Source organism: Vibrio sp. 1180_3 (assembly GCF_029478545.1).
GTDB classification, from domain to species: Bacteria; Pseudomonadota; Gammaproteobacteria; order Enterobacterales; family Vibrionaceae; genus Vibrio; species Vibrio aestuarianus.
Window position 1 is genome coordinate 47,452 of record NZ_SJFM01000015.1, and the last position, 16,172, is coordinate 63,623.

Here is a 16,172-nt window from a genome sequence, read left to right on the forward strand (position 1 = left end):
TTAGACGGTGGTTTTGAGGAACCAATAAAGTATAAAGAACAAAATACCTTATATTAGTTTTTACTCATCGGTACCACGGTCATTTACCATCGATAACCTAAACTAAGTGTGTAGGCTTCTCTCGTCTCACCTTTATTATAAAGCGCGGTAATATTGTAGTGCTTACCGAGCTGTTTATTAACACCAACTAAATAAGCCCATTGGTTTAAAGAAACATCAACATCGTAACTAAATTCACCTTGTAACGCATCAACATACCCTAGGTTACCCGACAACTTAGAATCTATGCCTTGGTATTCTGCACCGACAAGAATTTGAGCTCTATAATCAACAAATTGATATCCGACCATTGGTTGGGCAACAAATAAAGGTTCGCCCCAACTCGAAGACCCCTCTAATCGTGTTTGGGAGACTGTCATATTTAAAGTAGCGAAAAACTCTTTATATCCGACAGCCAAAGTTGTACCAACACCCAGCAAGTCGTAATCAAGACTTAAAGGAAGATTTAACCTACCGGGGCGACACAAAGGAAGCCCTTGTCCTGTTAACGCATCACATAAGGCGTCACCTAGCCCAGGGCCAATGCCATTTAATTTATCTTTAATCTCATTTACACTTTCTGATGTATATCTTGCATCAATATTTGCTCTAACTTTGACTTTTCCAGCCAATCCGTAAACATTCCAGAAAGGCAAGATATACACATCTCCCCTAACCGTTAAACTCTCAGCATTGACCTTAGCGAAAGTCTGACTCGGATCAAAATCCTTATCTAGATTTTGCAGTCCTAATGCCCCCAGACCTAAGGTAAAAGATCGAAAATCTAAATCCATATCTTGATTACGATACGCGACAGAGAAACCATAGGGAAGAGGAATATCAATCCCTTGCCTACGGACTAAGTCTCCCATTAATGGGAAAAAACTGTCAACCTCGACCTTTGCTTCCCGAATGCGCGGGTCAGAAGCTTCTTCAAGCTTTTGACTATCTAGAACTTCGGCACCATCGACATCGTCATAAAAAGCAACGGGAGTCATGACCACTGAAAGAGTAAGCTTTTCTTTCTTTCTAGTTTCTCCGTTTGCAACAATGGTTTTATTCTTAATATAAAGTGAACCATCATCAAGCTCACTTAATACAGTTTCTTGTCTATAATCCTGAATGCTATAAGTACCGTAGGCAAATGGCTGTGAATTAGTGATCACCATTTTTACAGGCTTGCGATCTTCAACATGTATCTCAACTTTCATGAAACGAAAATAGGCAACATCTTGAGGTAATTGATACTTAGAGTAGTTAAAGCGCACAATTGCGTGACGTTCATCTAATTCTTCAACGGTAACCGACGATCGATCGTAGCTTTCAGCGTAAGTGCGAAGTCGATATTCTGTTTTGGTCAAATATTCAATAGAGTCAATCGCTCCACCATCCTCTGAAAGTGAAGGTTCACCATCGAGTTGAGAAATTTGATCCGAGAAATATTTTATTCTCAAGTCAATGTTTCCCTTTAAATCTGTTGTTTGTACTAGATAAAAAGAGGAAGACTCATCATTAATTGAAGTGACTTTACGAACGTGCTCAACAATATGATCTCCCTGAGATAAAGTGCTAATACCGAACTTAGGTAAATGTTCCGGTATGCCATATTGTTCAAATGTAGAAACTTCTTCAGCATGAGCAATATTAACGAGCGTTAAAGCACACGCTAATATACTGATGCACCAACTAAGATGACGAGTAAAATAAAACCTTATGAGCCGGTTGTTCTTTATTTCAGCCCAGTATGTACCGTTTAACTTATTCAGCATTGTTACTACCTCCACTGTAATTAATAATATTTGCTTTAGTAAAGCGCATCACAAATACCGTCTAGTGTTTCGGTATCAATACCTTTATTCATCGTAGCGTCCCATTCTGTAAGATTGGTGTTTATTTCACCGCCGTCATCTGCGGAATTATTAGATATCATCAAGACATTATCCAAATTTTCTTGATATCGATATTCAGGATTAAATAAATCATCACTAAACCAGAAACGTGACACTTCCCCCATAAGAAGTAGGTCACCTTCATTAGGTGCGATTTTTTTACCATCTTGGTTGTATAACCGGTTGAATATAAATGGTATTTCAGCTTGATTACATGCTTTTCCACCAAAACAAGCTAAGTTGCCTATCGTGTCAAAAATTGAACCATCAAGGAGTTGATTATTAAAACTCGCTTCGTAATCAAAGTGATATAAGGTCGGCGCAACATCATGGGTAACGGTTTTGGCGTAATCACGAACTGCACATTTATACAGCAATTGGTTATTCAGTTGATTAAATTTACCAAGATCTTCCTTAATCCCCTCAAGAGTTGTTGGGGTTGTCGAAGGAGCAAAATCGTCCAGACGTAAAGGTGTATCGGTCAAACGGTCAGCGAATAAAATGGATGAAATTAATGTATATGCTGGAATGTCAGGAATATTTGGCAAGTCTCGAATATCATTACTATCTCCGATGAGGAATAGCACAACATCAATCAGCTTAACCCCAGGTAGTAACTCAACATTAATTAAAAATAGTAATTTTAGTTCTGCAATATAACCGTCAGATTCATTGTTATTGAAACCAATAATAGAAGGCACTTTTAACGGTGCTTCATGCGCAAGAGATGTTATGTGGTAACCCGGGTAGTCTTTATATTCTGTGCAAAGTCCCAAAAACGTTTTTACGCACTCACGGTGTGATTCAATATAGGGAGAGAACGGGAGTAATTTAGCTCTCGGTTCTATAGATGCAATATCTGACGCGTATTTCACACCAAGTTTCGCAACAATGGACTGAGTGCTATCACCATCGTCAATCCAACCCAAAATGTCACTCACCATATTTTCAATCGTTTGGTCAGGTAAACCAAACAAGCGTCCCGTAATTTCTGCTTTCACTTGTTTTTGAAGCTCTAAAACTTGCTCAACAGTTAACTGGTTGATGGTCAGATCTGGATACAGTGTGGCCTTTGCAGTTTTCAACGTATCATACTGGTTTTTGGCCGCCGCGTAGGACTCAAATGAGAGGCCAAGCGGTAAACTTTGCATAATCGCTCTGTTAAAGAAGTTGCCTGCAACATTATCGTTCGTTTCGCGATCTCCAGTCGTTGTTTGTTGAAGAGCATTAATTGATGTAGCACCAGCACCTTGCCCAAACACCGTCACGTTGGCGCTATCGCCACCAAAATCACCTATGTGTTGATTGACCCATTCGAGTGCACGCTTTTGATCACCAATAGCGAAGTTGCCCCCCTTGGTATTGCTCTTATCTTCAACCCAAAGCTTTCCCAATAAACCGAGACGATAATTGAAAGTGACCGCGATAAATGGGTTATTACCCATGCTGCTTTGTGCAACAGCTACATCGGGAATGATATTCGGCAAGTTACCCGATCCCGTTTCAAAAGTACCGCTATGAATATAAACGTACACAGGTAGTTTATCATCTGCAGAGGTGTTATTAGGTCGCCATATATTGAGGTAAAGGCAAGTCTCTGAATATTCTGATGAATCAGGCTGTGGGCATATGTTGCCAAAATCTGTAAAGGAGTTGTCTTCTACCGCAGCCTTTGCAAGCGGCAACATCACGCTGTGCTCAAAGCGGTTTGGTTTACCGAAGAAAAAAGCCTCAGTACTACTATCGCCCGAATAGGCATAAGGCTTTGAACGATTCTATAGTGACTAAGTTGGTGCCTTGTACTGTCTCAGAAAATGAAGAAACAACGGATGAAGCTGCGACAGACGAAGGAACAACGGGGCTTATTGGTTCTTTGAGACCTTGTAAAGTCACCCCGCCAATTTGAGTCTCAAAAATGGTGGGGGTAGGCGATTCTTCTTCGGGATCTGGGGTGAAGCTGAACTCCGTCGTATCATCACGACAGCCGAAAAGGGCAACCCCCAACATAACTGCAAAAATTTTTTTCATCACTCACCTCTTAAACATAGGAATTATAGAGCATGATCATCACAAACACTTTAACGCCAAGATAACAGACTTTAAACAGTATGAGATTTGCAAGATGACCACGGCTTCAACTCAATCTTGCCATAAATGAGAAAATAGCCATTGAGCATGGTTAGGCTAATCAAAATATAGCTGATTGAGCATTCATACATCACATGGTCACTTTGAATCAAGCTCGAACACAAATTTTAACTGTAACTTACTATTGATAGTATATTAAACCTAATCGGTCATGCATTACACGGGCTTTGTTGCTCAAATCGATGAAACTAAATTTATAACCTACGATCTGATCAGCTACATCCACTACCTCTCAGCCTTATGCCTAAGCCTCGCTACAAAACAGCCAACAGGAAGCAATACAACCAATCACTCATTAACCGTGATTCTCTGGCGGTCGAAGACGAGTGTGAGTTGTTCAAGTAAGGATTGACGCTCTTGTTTCCATTGAGATTCACTTTGTCTTTTCGATGACTTCGGTTTTAACGAAACCTTAAGATATTACGGTTTCGTTGAATTGTTAGCGTTTGGCATAAAATGTGTGTGGCCACCCAGCGATTCTGTCGTGCCTTAATTACCAAGAGCCTTTGTCATATGTTTACTATCGATTGAATTTGTCGGTGGAGTGAGGGGAGTTTAGGAGCATTTTGCGTAAGAAATTTCCCGCGTTAATTTACGCTCAAATGTACGGTATCACAAAAATATTAACTTATGGTTGGATCAATACTCATTGGTGGCTACTGGTTTGGTTAAACGTTGCCATTAACCAACAGATAACAAAGCACCAACCAAACTGTAATGATATTTTTAGCAATTAAATTGATGAGATATAAAAAATCCTCCTAGTTGCCTAGGAGGATTTTTAAAGCCGAGCGGTACGAATTATTTAATTTATGTTGTACCTTTATTAAGCCAACTGAGCGTTAGTTGTTCAGTAGAGTTAATAATAGTTTAAACATTATCTTGGTGTAACTGTTCGATCGAACAGGTTTTATATATTTTAATATTGGTTAGCTTGATTTCTCCATCAACCTACGGAGAAATCCCATGACTATTTCAATATATTCACACAATTTTCAAACGGTTCCTCAAGGCGATTACGTCTCCTTACTTAAGCTGCGTTACAAAGTGTTTTCGCAACGTTTGCAGTGGGAGTTAAAAACGAATCAAGGTTTAGAAAGTGATGAATATGATATTCCTGATGCTCATTATCTGTACGCAAAAGAAGATAATGGTCACCTAGTTGGATGTTGGCGTATTTTACCGACCACAACCAACTATATGCTCAAAAATACTTTTCCAGAGCTGATGGGAAGCCAAGTAGCTCCCGTTGATCGCTCTATTTATGAGTTGAGTCGTTTTGCCGTCGATAAGGATTATTCAGCGCAGTTAGGAGGGGTGAGTAATGTTACTTTACAGATGTTTCAATCACTATACCATCACGCGCAGAAGCATCATATCGAGTCGTATGTAACGGTTACGTCTGCCAGTGTTGAAAAGCTGATCAAACGAATGGGAATTCCTTGCGAACGCTTAGGTGATAGAAAGGTTCATATGCTCGGAAGCACCCGATCAGTCGCGCTGCATATCCCAATGAATGAGGTATACCGAGCAAGTGTAAATGCTTAGTGCGTTTTATAAATGAGGGTTAATGTAACCGCCTAAAATGGCTTTAGTAATTGCTTGGTAGCGATTCGTCGCTCCAAGCTTTCTACACGCATTGCTGATATGGAATTTGGCTGTTCGTTCTGAAGTATCAATGATGATTGCAATTTCCCATGCACTTTTTCCTTCAGCTGCCCAAGTTAAGCATTGAATTTCACGGGCTGTTAATTTTGCTCGAGGTTCGGCGTCTTTATGGCAACGGGCAATGTTATAAATATTGTGTGCCAATAGCGGAACGATCAACTGAGAGGTTTGAATGCTTTGTTGGTTAAGTTGATAAGATTTAATGTCAGAGGTTGCAAAGCTGATCATGCCAAATTCCCCACGTAGTCCGTGGATGGGGATACTGAATCCTGCTTTTAGGCCATTAGAGCGTGCTTCTTCAAAAATTGTGCGGCCATCTTTATTAGCATACTTTGCATCATCCCAACTAATGGGTAAGAAGTTGGTCATGCTGTATTTCACTATGGGATCAACGTGCATAAAACCAGATTCATCATATTGCTGGCGCCAACAATTTGGGTAATTGTCAGTTAAGAGTGTTTCACGGCTTCTCAATGTGGGATGCAAAGATAGACCAAATAAAAAGAATTCATGGTCAATCAGGTTATTAAGAGCAAGCAGCACATTTTCCAGTTCCAGGTGGCTGGTAATGTGCTGGTTTTCTTGAATAAGCCGAAGGATCTTATGCATTGACAGTTATTCTTATAGAATGGGGAAGAATAGTGATATTTATACCAAAAAAATTACTAGTAGTACGTTTAAATGATAAAACTATTTATATTAAAATCTAAAAACAGTCATCCCACAGCGTAAAAGAAAAAATCAATAGGTGAAATATTGAGCTATATCACCTGAATAATGACTTCATTCTCACGAGCAAAAGTATCAATTTCTTCAGGGGGTTTGGCATCGGTAATGATCAAATCCACATCAGCAATGGTACCAAGTTTGACCATCGCGTTACGCCCAAACTTACTGTGGTCCACACCTAAATAGACGCATCGGCTATTTTCGATGATTGCTCGTTTTACTCGAACTTCATGATAATCGAAATCAAGTAGTGAACCATCGTAGTCAATACCGCTGATCCCTAAGATGCCGAAATCAAGACGAAATTGTGAGATAAAATCTAGCGTTGCTTCACCCGTAACACCACCATCCTTATTGCGTACTTCTCCACCAGCTAAAATTACGTTGAAATCGGGTTTTGCCATTAGGATGGTTGCTACATTAATGTTGTTGGTCACGATACGTAAGTTTTCGTGATTGAGCATCAAGGCGCGAGCTATTTCTTCTGGTGTGGTTCCGATATCGATAAACAGCGTTGCACCATCAGGTATGTGTTTGACAAGTTCGATGGCAATTTTCTGTTTTTCTTGTTGATATGTTATTTGTCGAGTGTGATAAGAAGAGTTTTCTGAACTGGAAGCAATGGTTGCTCCACCATGATTACGACGTAATTTGTTGGCATCAGCCAACTCATTAAGATCTCGCCGGATGGTTTGCGGGCTAACATTAAAACGTTCGACTAAGTCATCAGTGCTGACAAAACCGTGAGTTTGAACCAATTCGATGATTTCTTGATGGCGTTTAACTGCTTTCACCCTAAATATCCTTATATGCTCGTCTGACTTGATTGTATGCTCCAATCTTGAACAGTGTACGTTTTACTTGAGCAAATTCAATCACTAGAGTGACGTTATTTGCGCGTTTTAAGCGACAATTCACATTAAACGAACATTCTTAGCCAAAGTTTACCTCATAACTTACCGTTGCTTTTAAGGTTGAGTCACGCGTTCGATAGCTGTCGAGCGTTTGTTCTTGAGCTTTACTTGCGAAAGGATAACACCAGAGACAACCATCAATCCGCCGATAAAATGATAGCTTTGCACGGTTTCTCCCAATAGTGTGGCCGCTAGAGAAACAGCAACGACTGGCAGTAAATTCATAAACATGGCACTGGAATCTGCACCGATAATATCTATCGCTTTCACCCACATCCATGGTGCGAGTAGCGAGGCACCGACAGCGGCATAGGCGATTAATGGAAGAGAGCCCTTGGTGGGGAGTAATTGATCACTGCTTAGCCATAATGGGATCAGCATGAAAACAGCAAATAAGCCTTGCATATAAATGAGCGTCCAGTTGCTAAGTGGCATTTTCCAACGCTTAAGAAGAACACAATACAAAGCATAAACGATGGCCGCTGCGACCATTAAAGCGTCACCTTGGGTGATATCTTGGTGTATAAAAAAGCTCATGTCACCCTGGCCAAGCATAAACGTGAGTCCAGAAAGAGAAAGCACTCCACCAACAATGCTTAATCCAGAAATACGCTTATTGAGCAAGGGAACACTGATAAAGACGCTCAGTAGAGGAACCAGTGATGTAATGAGTGACATGTTGGAAGCGGTTGTGGTCAGTCCTGCGTAATAACCTAGCGACTGGTTGAGCACCATACCTAGCATCGCAAGAAAAGCTAGTTTGCTTAGGTATGGCTTGATGATGTTCCACTGACGTATCACCGTCGGCAGGCAAAACGGTGTTAGTATTAACATAGCAACAAACCAACGATAGAAGCTCATTGCGCTTGGCTCAATGGTTTCGGCCGCAAGCTTATTGATGATGGAATTCCCACCCCAAATAAGGACCGTGAAGAGCGGAAGAAGATATACCATGTGAGTCTCGTCGCAAAATGTGGCTAGGAATATAGTGTGGCAGGTCTATATAATTATATATATCTCTAAAACGACATTGCGAGCGATAGGAAGACAAGTTTGAAAAAAGCGGCGCGGAATCTTCACCCTTCTTTATCCATTGATAGAGCACCATCGGACGTGTTTATGAATTTTGAGGCGTTCTTATCGAACACTGAAACCCGTACTCACAGCCACCCTTGGGGTCAGGTACAACTGATTTCAGGTGGAATACTTGAGATGGAAGCGGAAGATACTCGCTTTCTTGCACCACCGCATTTAGCGATTTGGGTCCCAGCTGGAGTGAAACACTGTAGTTATAATCGCAAGCCGATTGAATATTGCTCGTTGAATATCGAACATGCTATGACTCGTCATTTCCCCAAGCAGACTAGCCTTATTAAAGTCACGCCTATCGTTTCTGCCATAATTGAAGATTTTCGTGCACGTGATATCAACGTTGCTCAAACACCAGCAGATAAGAGGTTAGTACAGGTATTGTTGGATCAACTCGCAACTCAAGAAACGCAGCATCACTTTTTGCCATCGACAGACAATAAATATTTGGCACCAATTTTAGCTGCGGTTGAAGAAAACCCCACCGATGATACCACTCTCTCTCAATGGGCCGAGAAAGTGCACACTACAGAAAGGACTTTGGCAAGGCATTGCCAGACAGAGTTAGGTATGAGTTTTACTGAATGGCGTTTAAGAGTGCGTTATTTATATTCAATGGATTTATTGCGCACCGGTCATTCAGTGAAAGAAGTGGCGCTGACCTTAGGCTACAACCAAGCCAGCCCTTTTATTGCAATGTTTAAAAAATACTCCGGCCAGACACCGGAGCAGTATAAAAATCGACTGCTATAGCCATCGTTTATGCCATCAATAATTTATGTCTTTGAGTTAGATGCCAATTTGTTGTTTCCATAGTTTGGCATAAAGTCCTTCTTTCGCAACCAGCTCATGGTGAGTTCCTCTTTCACATACTTGGCCTTTGTCTAAGACAAGAATATTGTCAGCATGACGAATTGTGTTTAGGCGATGTGCGATACTAATTACGGTGCGGCCTCGACAAATTTCCTCCATATTGCTCATGATGGCAGCCTCAGAGTTATAGTCGAGTGCAGACGTTGCTTCATCGAGCAGCAAAATTCGAGGATTCACCAGCAGTGCTCTTGCCAAGGCAATACGCTGACGCTGACCACCGGATAGAGCCGATCCTTTCTCACCCACTGGCTGATTAAATCCGTGGGGAAGCCCCTCAATGAATTCCAAAGCGCCAGCTAGTTGTGCTGCATGGCGAATTTCCTCATCAGAAGCTTGGGGCTTACTTAGCCTGATGTTATCTGCCACGCTACCGGAGAAAAGAATACTTTCTTGCAAGACCACACTCATATTACGACGCAGAGAAACAGGATCAGCTATGGCGAGATCCATTCCATCGACCAATACTTGCCCATGTTGAGGAATATACAAGCGTTGCAGTAGGCGGGTAAGTGTACTTTTACCTGAGCCAGATGGCCCTGTGATGCCGATAAATTGCCCCGGTTTAATCTCCAGAGATAGGTTGGCTAACACTTCAGGAGCATCTTCATGGTAACGGAAACGAATGTTATTAAATTCTATGCCGCCATTGAGTTCAGGGACGGAGGCTAACCCTTGCTTGCTATTTTCTCTTGGCTCGTCAAGAATATCGCCCACTCTCCTTAACGCAATGAGAGTATGCTGAAAGTCTTGCCAAATTTGCGCAAGTCGAAGTACGGGTTGAGTAACATGGCCAGCTAACATGTTGAAAGCGACCAGTTGTCCTGGTGTTAGCTCACCATTTAACACTTCGTTGACTCCCCACCACAGTAATAATGCAGCCGTGAGTTTTTGAACAAGTGCGATGCCTTGTCCTGCAATTAATCCTGATTTTTGAGCATCAAAACTGCGGTTAAGTTGTTGGCTGAGTATCCGTTGCCATTGATGTAGGAACCTATGTTCAGTTGCAGTGGTTTTAATGGTTTCAATGCCTGTGACAGCTTCAGTAAGAAAGGTTGTGGCATCGGCATCTGATTCATATTCAGACTCAACTTTTTTCCTTATTAAGGGACCTGCTATAAGCCACAGTAAGAAATAGATTACTAGTGATCCGATAACCAACCAAGTCAGAGTACTGGCATAGTGAAACATGACAGCGATAAAGACTGTAACAAAAATCAAATCGAGCAACAGCATTAGTGTCGAACCAGTCAAAAACTGGCGGATCTGTGCCATTTCACGCACTCGTGCGATGATTTGCCCTGTCTGGCGCTGTTTAAAGTAAGTGAGGGGTAAGCCAACCAAGTGACGATAAAGGCGACCTGATAGCTCGGCATTAACTTGGCTAGCAAGATGGCCAAAAACGGTGTTTCGTAAGTAGCTATAGGCAGGTTCAGCCAAGGCCAGTGCGAGCATAGCTATTGCAAGCACATGTAAACTTGAGAGACTGCGGCCTACCAGTACCTTGTCGATAACATTCTCAAACAGCATGGGGCTGACTAATGCGAATATTTGTAGCGCAATAGCATAGAAGAAGACATCGCGCATTTGGCTCTTTTGTCGTAAGATTGACGGCGCAAACCAACTAAGGCCAAATTTGACTTCTTTGCTGCTTAGTCTCTCATCGGCTACTAATATCACCTTATAATTCAATAATAAGTGGTTCTCTGAATGGAGTTCTCTATGCTGCTCTGATTGAGTCGCTGGGTCGTACAAAAAACATGATCCATCAGTGGCCTTTGTGACTACTTTCCAATGATTGTCGATTTCAATCAAAACGGGCAGAGGAAGGGTATTTAGATCCTTTGCTTGTATCTTTGTGACCTGGCTTTTTAAGCCAATATAGTCTGCTGCTTCCCTTATTTGCATATCACTTAAGTTGGAATGATTTACACCTAATGCATGCTTAAGCTGTGTGCAGGTCGACTTTTTATGAAAATGGTTACCTGCATAAACTATAGCTTCTATTGCGTAGTTATCTTGAGTGATAGAAGCCCCGTTTTTTTGGGGTGATATATTCATACTTATCTCTCCCTTAGTGCTTCAGCTTGGTATTCGCGAATTGGGCTGAGTAGGTAGTCGATAATGCGGCGTTTATCTGTTTTAATCTCGGCAACAACGGACATTCCCGGTGTAAGTTCAACGCGTTGACCATCAATCAAAATATTGTTTTGTTTCAGTTGAACTTGTGCAGGGAAAACAAGCCCTAAGCGTTCATCTGTGGTTGAATCACGCGAAATACTTAACAGTTCTGCTTCGATAGTGCCGTAACGAGTATACGGAAATGCATCTACCTTCACCGTTACTGACTGTCCAGGATAAACAAAGCCTACATCTTTATTGAGGATCTGTACTTCGGCTTGCTGTACCGCATTTTCAGGTACAATAATCATCAAGTTTTGCGCAGGTTGAAGCACTGCTCCTAAAGTGTAGATACTGAGTTGCTGCACTGTACCATCGACAGGTGAACGGATGATCTCTAGTTGCTCACGCTCACGAAACTTAGAAAGTTCCTGATCCAATGCCACTAATTGCAACTTAGCTTGCTTACGTTTTTCGAACCATTCTCTTTGTTTTTGTGCTTTGAAACCGGTAAACCTCTCTTCGAGGCTGTGATATTGCGACTTTAGAACTTCTAACTCAGCTCGTTGCTGAGAGACTTGGCGTTGTACTTCCAATAACTCTTTCTCTTGTTCGAGATATTCGACATGTCCAATCACCTTAATCGTGTTTAGTGTTTTTCGTGCGGCAAGTCGTTGACTAATATTTTCGGTCAACAGAGTTAGGGCGTTGATATCGCTTTGGCGAGCCGCCTGCGATGTTTTATTCACTTGCATTTCAGCGTTGATGCTGGCGATAGTTGATTCAAATTCTCGTTTTTCACTGAGATAATTTTCATTGATCAACGTCTGCTGTTCCTGTGGTAATACTGTAAACATGGGATCTTGAGAGAGCTGTTTATTATTGATTAAGGCACGGTAGCGGATGAGCTCATTAGTTTGAAATTCAGATTGGGTGATCAAACGCGTAATGTCTTGATTCACGCCTAAGGTATCAAGAGTAAGAAGTGGTGCGCCCTTTTTAACACGTTGACCGTCTCTAACATGAATGATGAGCACTCGACTTTGTTCATAAGATTGAATAACTTGAGAACGACCAGACACAACGAAACGGCCAGTTGCTGTAGCTTGTACATCCAACTTCCCCCAATAAGCCCAAAGCAATACAGCAAGGACTCCTAGACTGAGAGTGATTGCCGTTATACGAGCAAACGGTGAAGGAGGGCGCTGTGATAGAGCAAGATGTGCAGGTAAAAACTCGTAATGGTTTTCTGTTGTTTGGTTTATCTTAAACTTGTTCAAGAAGAACTTGATTACGTTTATCATGTATTAGGTTCCTCTTGTTTGAACTCTTGCTGAAGCTGCCATAATTGTTTGTATTGTTTACCAAGCTCTAATAAGTGCTGATGGCAACCTTCTTCGACGATACTTCCCTGATGAAGAACGATAATTCGGTCGCAATCTCGTACGGTAGATAATCGATGAGCGATAGTGATAACCGTACGTCCTTTAGCAATGCTCGCCATGTTAGATTGAATCAATGCCTGTGACTCATCATCAAGGGCGCTGGTGGCTTCATCTAAAATGATAATTTTTGGGTCAGAAAGGAGCGTTCGCGCAATCGCAAGTCGCTGCCTTTGCCCACCAGAAAGAGACTGACCACCTTCTGCCAATATCGTGTCATAGCCGATTGGGAGTTTCATTATAAATTCGTGGGCTCCAGAAAGTTTTGCCGCTTCGATAACCTCTTCTAAGCTAGCTTCAGGTTTTGATTGAGCAATATTTTCGCAAACACTTTTATTAAATAAGTAGTTTTCTTGCAGTACGATGCCGATTTGTTGGCGCAGTTGCTGGATGCCAATTTGATTTAGTGGTGTGTCATCAACCGTTATCAGTCCTTTCTCTGGACTATAGAGTCGTAGTAACAATCGGGCTAGGGTACTTTTCCCAGAACCTGATGTTCCCACAACGCCTAATGTTTCACCTGCTTGGATATCTAGTGATAAGTTGCTAAGAGTCGGAGGGGTATCTGGTTGATAACGGAATAGGATATTTTTGAACGAAATAGCCCCTTGTAGTGCAACCGTATCGTTACCTGTGTGCTGCTCCACAGGTAAATTGAGCATGTCTCCAAGCTTTTCTAATGCCACGCGTGTTTGAATGAACTGTCCCCATAACTCAACCATGCGTGATAAAGGTTGGGCTATGTGGTTTGTCATCATATTAAAAGCGATCAGTTGGCCGATAGTCATCTCTAATGACAGCACTTCTGTTGCCCCTAGCCACAGAACTCCAATACTTGTTACTTTCTGGATGAGTTGAACGACATGGTTGGATCGGTTGTTGAGTTGTTGAACTACGTATCCAGTAGAAACCATTTTTTCTGTTTGCTCGTCCCAACGACGAACAAAGCGTGGCTCTACGGCTAAGCTTTTTAGAGTTTCACTACCGGCAACGGTTTCTGTTAGAAATGAGGTATTCGCCGCAGCATGTGTAAATTGCTCTTCTATCGCCGTTTGCATTCGAGGTGTGAGCCACCAAGCGAGCAATATATAAAGAGGAATAGTTGCAATAAATAACCATGTAAGGGTCGACGAAAGTAAACTCATTACGTAGAGAAAGACAAACATGAACAAGAATTCGACTGTTAAAGTGAACATTGAGCCTGTTAAGAACTCGCGTACTGTATCGAGCTCACGTACTCGAGTTACGATGGCACCCACTTGCCGTGACTTGAAAAACATCAGTGGCAGACCAAATAAGTGTTTTACCAGCTTTAATCCAAGTTGAATATCAATCCGATTGGCGGTATGCGCATATTGATATTCGCGTAATCCGCGCAGTACCACCTCGAGAATACCAGTAATAACAAGGCCAAAAACGAGCACATCAAGAGTTGACCAAGCCTGATGTACCAGAACTTTGTCCATGACAACCTGGAAAAAAAGAGGTGAAATTAAGGCGAGGATTTGCAACACAAAAGAAAATAATAAAATTTCGCTCAATACTTTTTTATGTTGAAGAAATTCAGGAATGAACCATGTGATATCGAAACGCGACTGGGACTGTTTAATTTCAATCCATTTTTTATTCCAAATTGAGTTTAGTTGAGCATAGGTAACGACTTCTGGATTTTCTTTATTAGGGTTTTGTATTAAAAACACCCCTTTATTAGCTTTAGCTAAAATAAATGGTAGTCCTTGAGTGTTAAATAAAATTGATGGTGTTTTGATTTTATCAATTCTATTGGACATTGAATCTCTTATATGGATTCTAACATTATTTTTGTTTTTTATTATTTCTAGTTCATCTTCAAAGTTATTATTTTTATCAAAACTAGTGTTGTCTGTTATTTCTTTTCTGTTACCACTAATAATACTTAAACAAAACTGTATGCATATCAGCGTTAAACTTTCATTATTAGTCATAGTTATATTACTTAGTCGATTTTTTACAGCATATTTCAAAGCTCGGCATGCTATCACCGCTTGTTATAAGATTCAATAAATAGTGCAAAATGCAACCTGATTAAAAAACAACCGCATATGTTTCCAATTAGTTACTAGCTGGTTTCACTGTTGTTTGTGGTTTGTTTTATTTTGTTGATGTTCAATCACCATAATTATGCTTTGTGTTGCTAATGATGTAATTAAGTTATTATGCAAGTTGGTGGGTATTTTCGCCTGAAAATAGAGTAATTGATAAATTTTAGTGTGAATAATAATATCGATAGCCGTTGATAGTCATTGTTTTTGGATATATCATATAAATAATAAAATTATTAGTATGATTTTATTGTTGGCTGAAGTTCTTGTTTTTAGCCATTTTCTTATTGTTGGGACTATTTTTACAGGGAGTAGTTCCTATTATAAAATAATTTAGGTGTATTTATGACTGAGAAGTTTGTTCAAACAGTATCTAGTGTTAACTATAATAAAGGTGTTTTTTCTCTTTATTTTGTAGGTCAAGATCAAAAAAACATGGCTAGTGGCGTAATGGCTGAAAGCGATAGTGATCTTGAGCTTAAACAAGTGGTTCATATGCCAGCTTCTGGCTTTATGTATATGGTTTCAATGGTTAAAAATATGCTTGAAGATCCTCGTATGTCGGCAGAATTTGACAAGCTAGTTGCAGCTGGTTTTTTACCTTCAAACGAGCCTAATATTGATCAAGCTGAAGAAGTCAAAACAGAAGAAAAACCTGCGCAAAAGAATCGATCTTCTAAAGCCAAATAATAGCTGTATTCGGTGATATAGAACATATGTCTATTACACATCAATCAGCAAATCTTACTTTAGCGCAAATTCAAAAAATAATAGGGGGGGTGATGTTGTTAAGTCAGCATTCGCCTCTTCACCGCAGATATGTTGTTGCTGAGTGGCAGCAGCGTATTTTGCCTGCTTTTGAGCTAAACCAGTTTTGTTACTACGAAGATGAGCACGGACGCCCAATTGCATTTTGTAATTGGGCGTTTGTCTCTGAGCAGATCCGAGATGAGCTGTTATCTGGAGTGCGTGAAATATCTCCATCTGACTGGTGTTCAGGCCAGCATATCTACATTCCAGAGATGATAGCGCCATTCGGTCATGGCCGCGAAGTTGTCAATGACCTTCGTCGCCGTGTATTCCTTCCGTGGCAGGGGCAGAAAGTTTGTACGGTCCGCGGCAAGGTCAATGTTCAAAGTGATCGCTGTATCAGAAAGGTACAGTGGTTTTCTATTTAATCCG

At 41.0% G+C, this 16,172-nt stretch carries 13 protein-coding genes; 4 read left to right on the forward strand and 9 right to left on the reverse strand.

What is annotated here, in order from left to right; all coding sequences use genetic code 11:
* Window positions 1–83: 83 nt before the first annotated feature.
* The 3 genes from EYW48_RS11130 to EYW48_RS11140 are packed head-to-tail and all read right to left on the reverse strand — an operon-like array spanning window position 84 to window position 3,956.
* Window positions 84–1,808 carry a hypothetical protein gene (locus EYW48_RS11130; RefSeq protein ID WP_277432403.1) on the reverse strand — a complete coding sequence of 575 codons (1,725 nt, stop codon included), beginning with the start codon at window positions 1,806–1,808 and terminating at the stop codon, window positions 84–86.
* 35 nt (window positions 1,809–1,843) lie between these two features.
* On the reverse strand, window positions 1,844–3,616 hold the full coding sequence (locus EYW48_RS11135) for a carboxylesterase family protein (RefSeq protein ID WP_277432419.1): 1,773 nt from the start codon (window positions 3,614–3,616) through the stop codon (window positions 1,844–1,846).
* A 52-nt stretch (window positions 3,617–3,668) separates the two neighbouring features.
* Window positions 3,669–3,956: a hypothetical protein gene (locus EYW48_RS11140; protein WP_277432404.1), complete on the reverse strand. Its 288-nt coding sequence runs from the start codon at window positions 3,954–3,956 to the stop codon at window positions 3,669–3,671.
* A gap of 1,086 nt (window positions 3,957–5,042) precedes the next feature.
* On the opposite strand from EYW48_RS11140, the gene EYW48_RS11145 reads away from it, so the two are divergent.
* A complete protein-coding gene (locus tag EYW48_RS11145; RefSeq protein WP_053311138.1) occupies window positions 5,043–5,624 on the forward strand; it encodes an acyl-homoserine-lactone synthase in 582 nt (193 codons plus the stop codon).
* A gap of 6 nt (window positions 5,625–5,630) precedes the next feature.
* Here the strand turns inward: EYW48_RS11145 and EYW48_RS11150 are convergent, their stop codons facing one another.
* The 3 genes from EYW48_RS11150 to EYW48_RS11160 all read right to left on the reverse strand — a co-directional run bounded on the left by EYW48_RS11150 (window position 5,631) and on the right by EYW48_RS11160 (window position 8,341).
* Entirely contained in the window at window positions 5,631–6,353 is a 723-nt protein-coding gene (locus tag EYW48_RS11150) for a LuxR family transcriptional regulator (RefSeq protein WP_053311137.1), read from the reverse strand.
* Window positions 6,354–6,505: 152 nt separating this feature from the next.
* A complete protein-coding gene (locus tag EYW48_RS11155) occupies window positions 6,506–7,267 on the reverse strand; it encodes a DeoR/GlpR family transcriptional regulator (protein ID WP_053311136.1) in 762 nt (253 codons plus the stop codon).
* A 174-nt stretch (window positions 7,268–7,441) separates the two neighbouring features.
* Window positions 7,442–8,341, reverse strand: coding sequence for a DMT family transporter (locus EYW48_RS11160; protein WP_176313312.1), 900 nt, complete (start codon window positions 8,339–8,341; stop codon window positions 7,442–7,444).
* A gap of 99 nt (window positions 8,342–8,440) precedes the next feature.
* Between EYW48_RS11160 and EYW48_RS11165 the strand changes: the two genes are divergently transcribed.
* Complete coding sequence (locus EYW48_RS11165; protein ID WP_053311134.1) at window positions 8,441–9,229, forward strand: helix-turn-helix transcriptional regulator; 789 nt, start codon at window positions 8,441–8,443, stop codon at window positions 9,227–9,229.
* Between the two features lie 36 nt (window positions 9,230–9,265).
* Here the strand turns inward: EYW48_RS11165 and EYW48_RS11170 are convergent, their stop codons facing one another.
* The 3 genes from EYW48_RS11170 to EYW48_RS11180 are packed head-to-tail and all read right to left on the reverse strand — an operon-like array spanning window position 9,266 to window position 14,873.
* The gene (locus tag EYW48_RS11170; protein ID WP_274682008.1) at window positions 9,266–11,407 is read right to left on the reverse strand and encodes a type I secretion system permease/ATPase; all 2,142 of its coding nucleotides are present in this window, start codon (window positions 11,405–11,407) and stop codon (window positions 9,266–9,268) included.
* A gap of 2 nt (window positions 11,408–11,409) precedes the next feature.
* Window positions 11,410–12,771 carry an HlyD family type I secretion periplasmic adaptor subunit gene (locus EYW48_RS11175; protein ID WP_274682007.1) on the reverse strand — a complete coding sequence of 454 codons (1,362 nt, stop codon included), beginning with the start codon at window positions 12,769–12,771 and terminating at the stop codon, window positions 11,410–11,412.
* Window positions 12,768–14,873, reverse strand: a complete 2,106-nt coding sequence (locus EYW48_RS11180) for a type I secretion system permease/ATPase (protein ID WP_277432405.1) — start codon at window positions 14,871–14,873, stop codon at window positions 12,768–12,770. The genes EYW48_RS11175 and EYW48_RS11180 overlap by 4 nt, the downstream gene beginning before the upstream one ends.
* Before the next feature lie 462 nt (window positions 14,874–15,335).
* Here EYW48_RS11180 and EYW48_RS11185 point away from each other — a divergent pair, with 462 nt between their 5' ends.
* Together EYW48_RS11185 and rtxC are read left to right on the forward strand one after the other, a co-directional pair.
* On the forward strand, window positions 15,336–15,680 hold the full coding sequence (locus EYW48_RS11185) for a peptide chain release factor 1 (RefSeq protein ID WP_277432406.1): 345 nt from the start codon (window positions 15,336–15,338) through the stop codon (window positions 15,678–15,680).
* Between the two features lie 26 nt (window positions 15,681–15,706).
* Window positions 15,707–16,168, forward strand: a complete 462-nt coding sequence (gene rtxC / locus EYW48_RS11190) for an RTX toxin-activating lysine-acyltransferase RtxC (protein ID WP_277432407.1) — start codon at window positions 15,707–15,709, stop codon at window positions 16,166–16,168.
* Window positions 16,169–16,172: the final 4 nt, after the last annotated feature.

What these genes read in the sequence shown, in the direction of transcription:
- EYW48_RS11140 (WP_277432404.1), bottom strand. Translation starts at nt 3,956, where the DNA reads ATGAAAAAAATTTTTGCAGTTATGTTGGGGGTTGCCCTTTTCGGCTGT.
- EYW48_RS11170 (WP_274682008.1), bottom strand. Translation starts at nt 11,407, where the DNA reads ATGAATATATCACCCCAAAAAAACGGGGCTTCTATCACTCAAGATAAC.
- EYW48_RS11135 (WP_277432419.1), bottom strand. Translation starts at nt 3,616, where the DNA reads ATGTTGCCGCTTGCAAAGGCTGCGGTAGAAGACAACTCCTTTACAGAT.
- EYW48_RS11160 (WP_176313312.1), bottom strand. Translation starts at nt 8,341, where the DNA reads ATGGTATATCTTCTTCCGCTCTTCACGGTCCTTATTTGGGGTGGGAAT.
- EYW48_RS11175 (WP_274682007.1), bottom strand. Translation starts at nt 12,771, where the DNA reads ATGATAAACGTAATCAAGTTCTTCTTGAACAAGTTTAAGATAAACCAA.
- EYW48_RS11145 (WP_053311138.1), top strand. Translation starts at nt 5,043, where the DNA reads ATGACTATTTCAATATATTCACACAATTTTCAAACGGTTCCTCAAGGC.
- EYW48_RS11150 (WP_053311137.1), bottom strand. Translation starts at nt 6,353, where the DNA reads ATGCATAAGATCCTTCGGCTTATTCAAGAAAACCAGCACATTACCAGC.
- EYW48_RS11185 (WP_277432406.1), top strand. Translation starts at nt 15,336, where the DNA reads ATGACTGAGAAGTTTGTTCAAACAGTATCTAGTGTTAACTATAATAAA.
- EYW48_RS11180 (WP_277432405.1), bottom strand. Translation starts at nt 14,873, where the DNA reads ATGACTAATAATGAAAGTTTAACGCTGATATGCATACAGTTTTGTTTA.
- rtxC (WP_277432407.1), top strand. Translation starts at nt 15,707, where the DNA reads ATGTCTATTACACATCAATCAGCAAATCTTACTTTAGCGCAAATTCAA.
- EYW48_RS11130 (WP_277432403.1), bottom strand. Translation starts at nt 1,808, where the DNA reads ATGCTGAATAAGTTAAACGGTACATACTGGGCTGAAATAAAGAACAAC.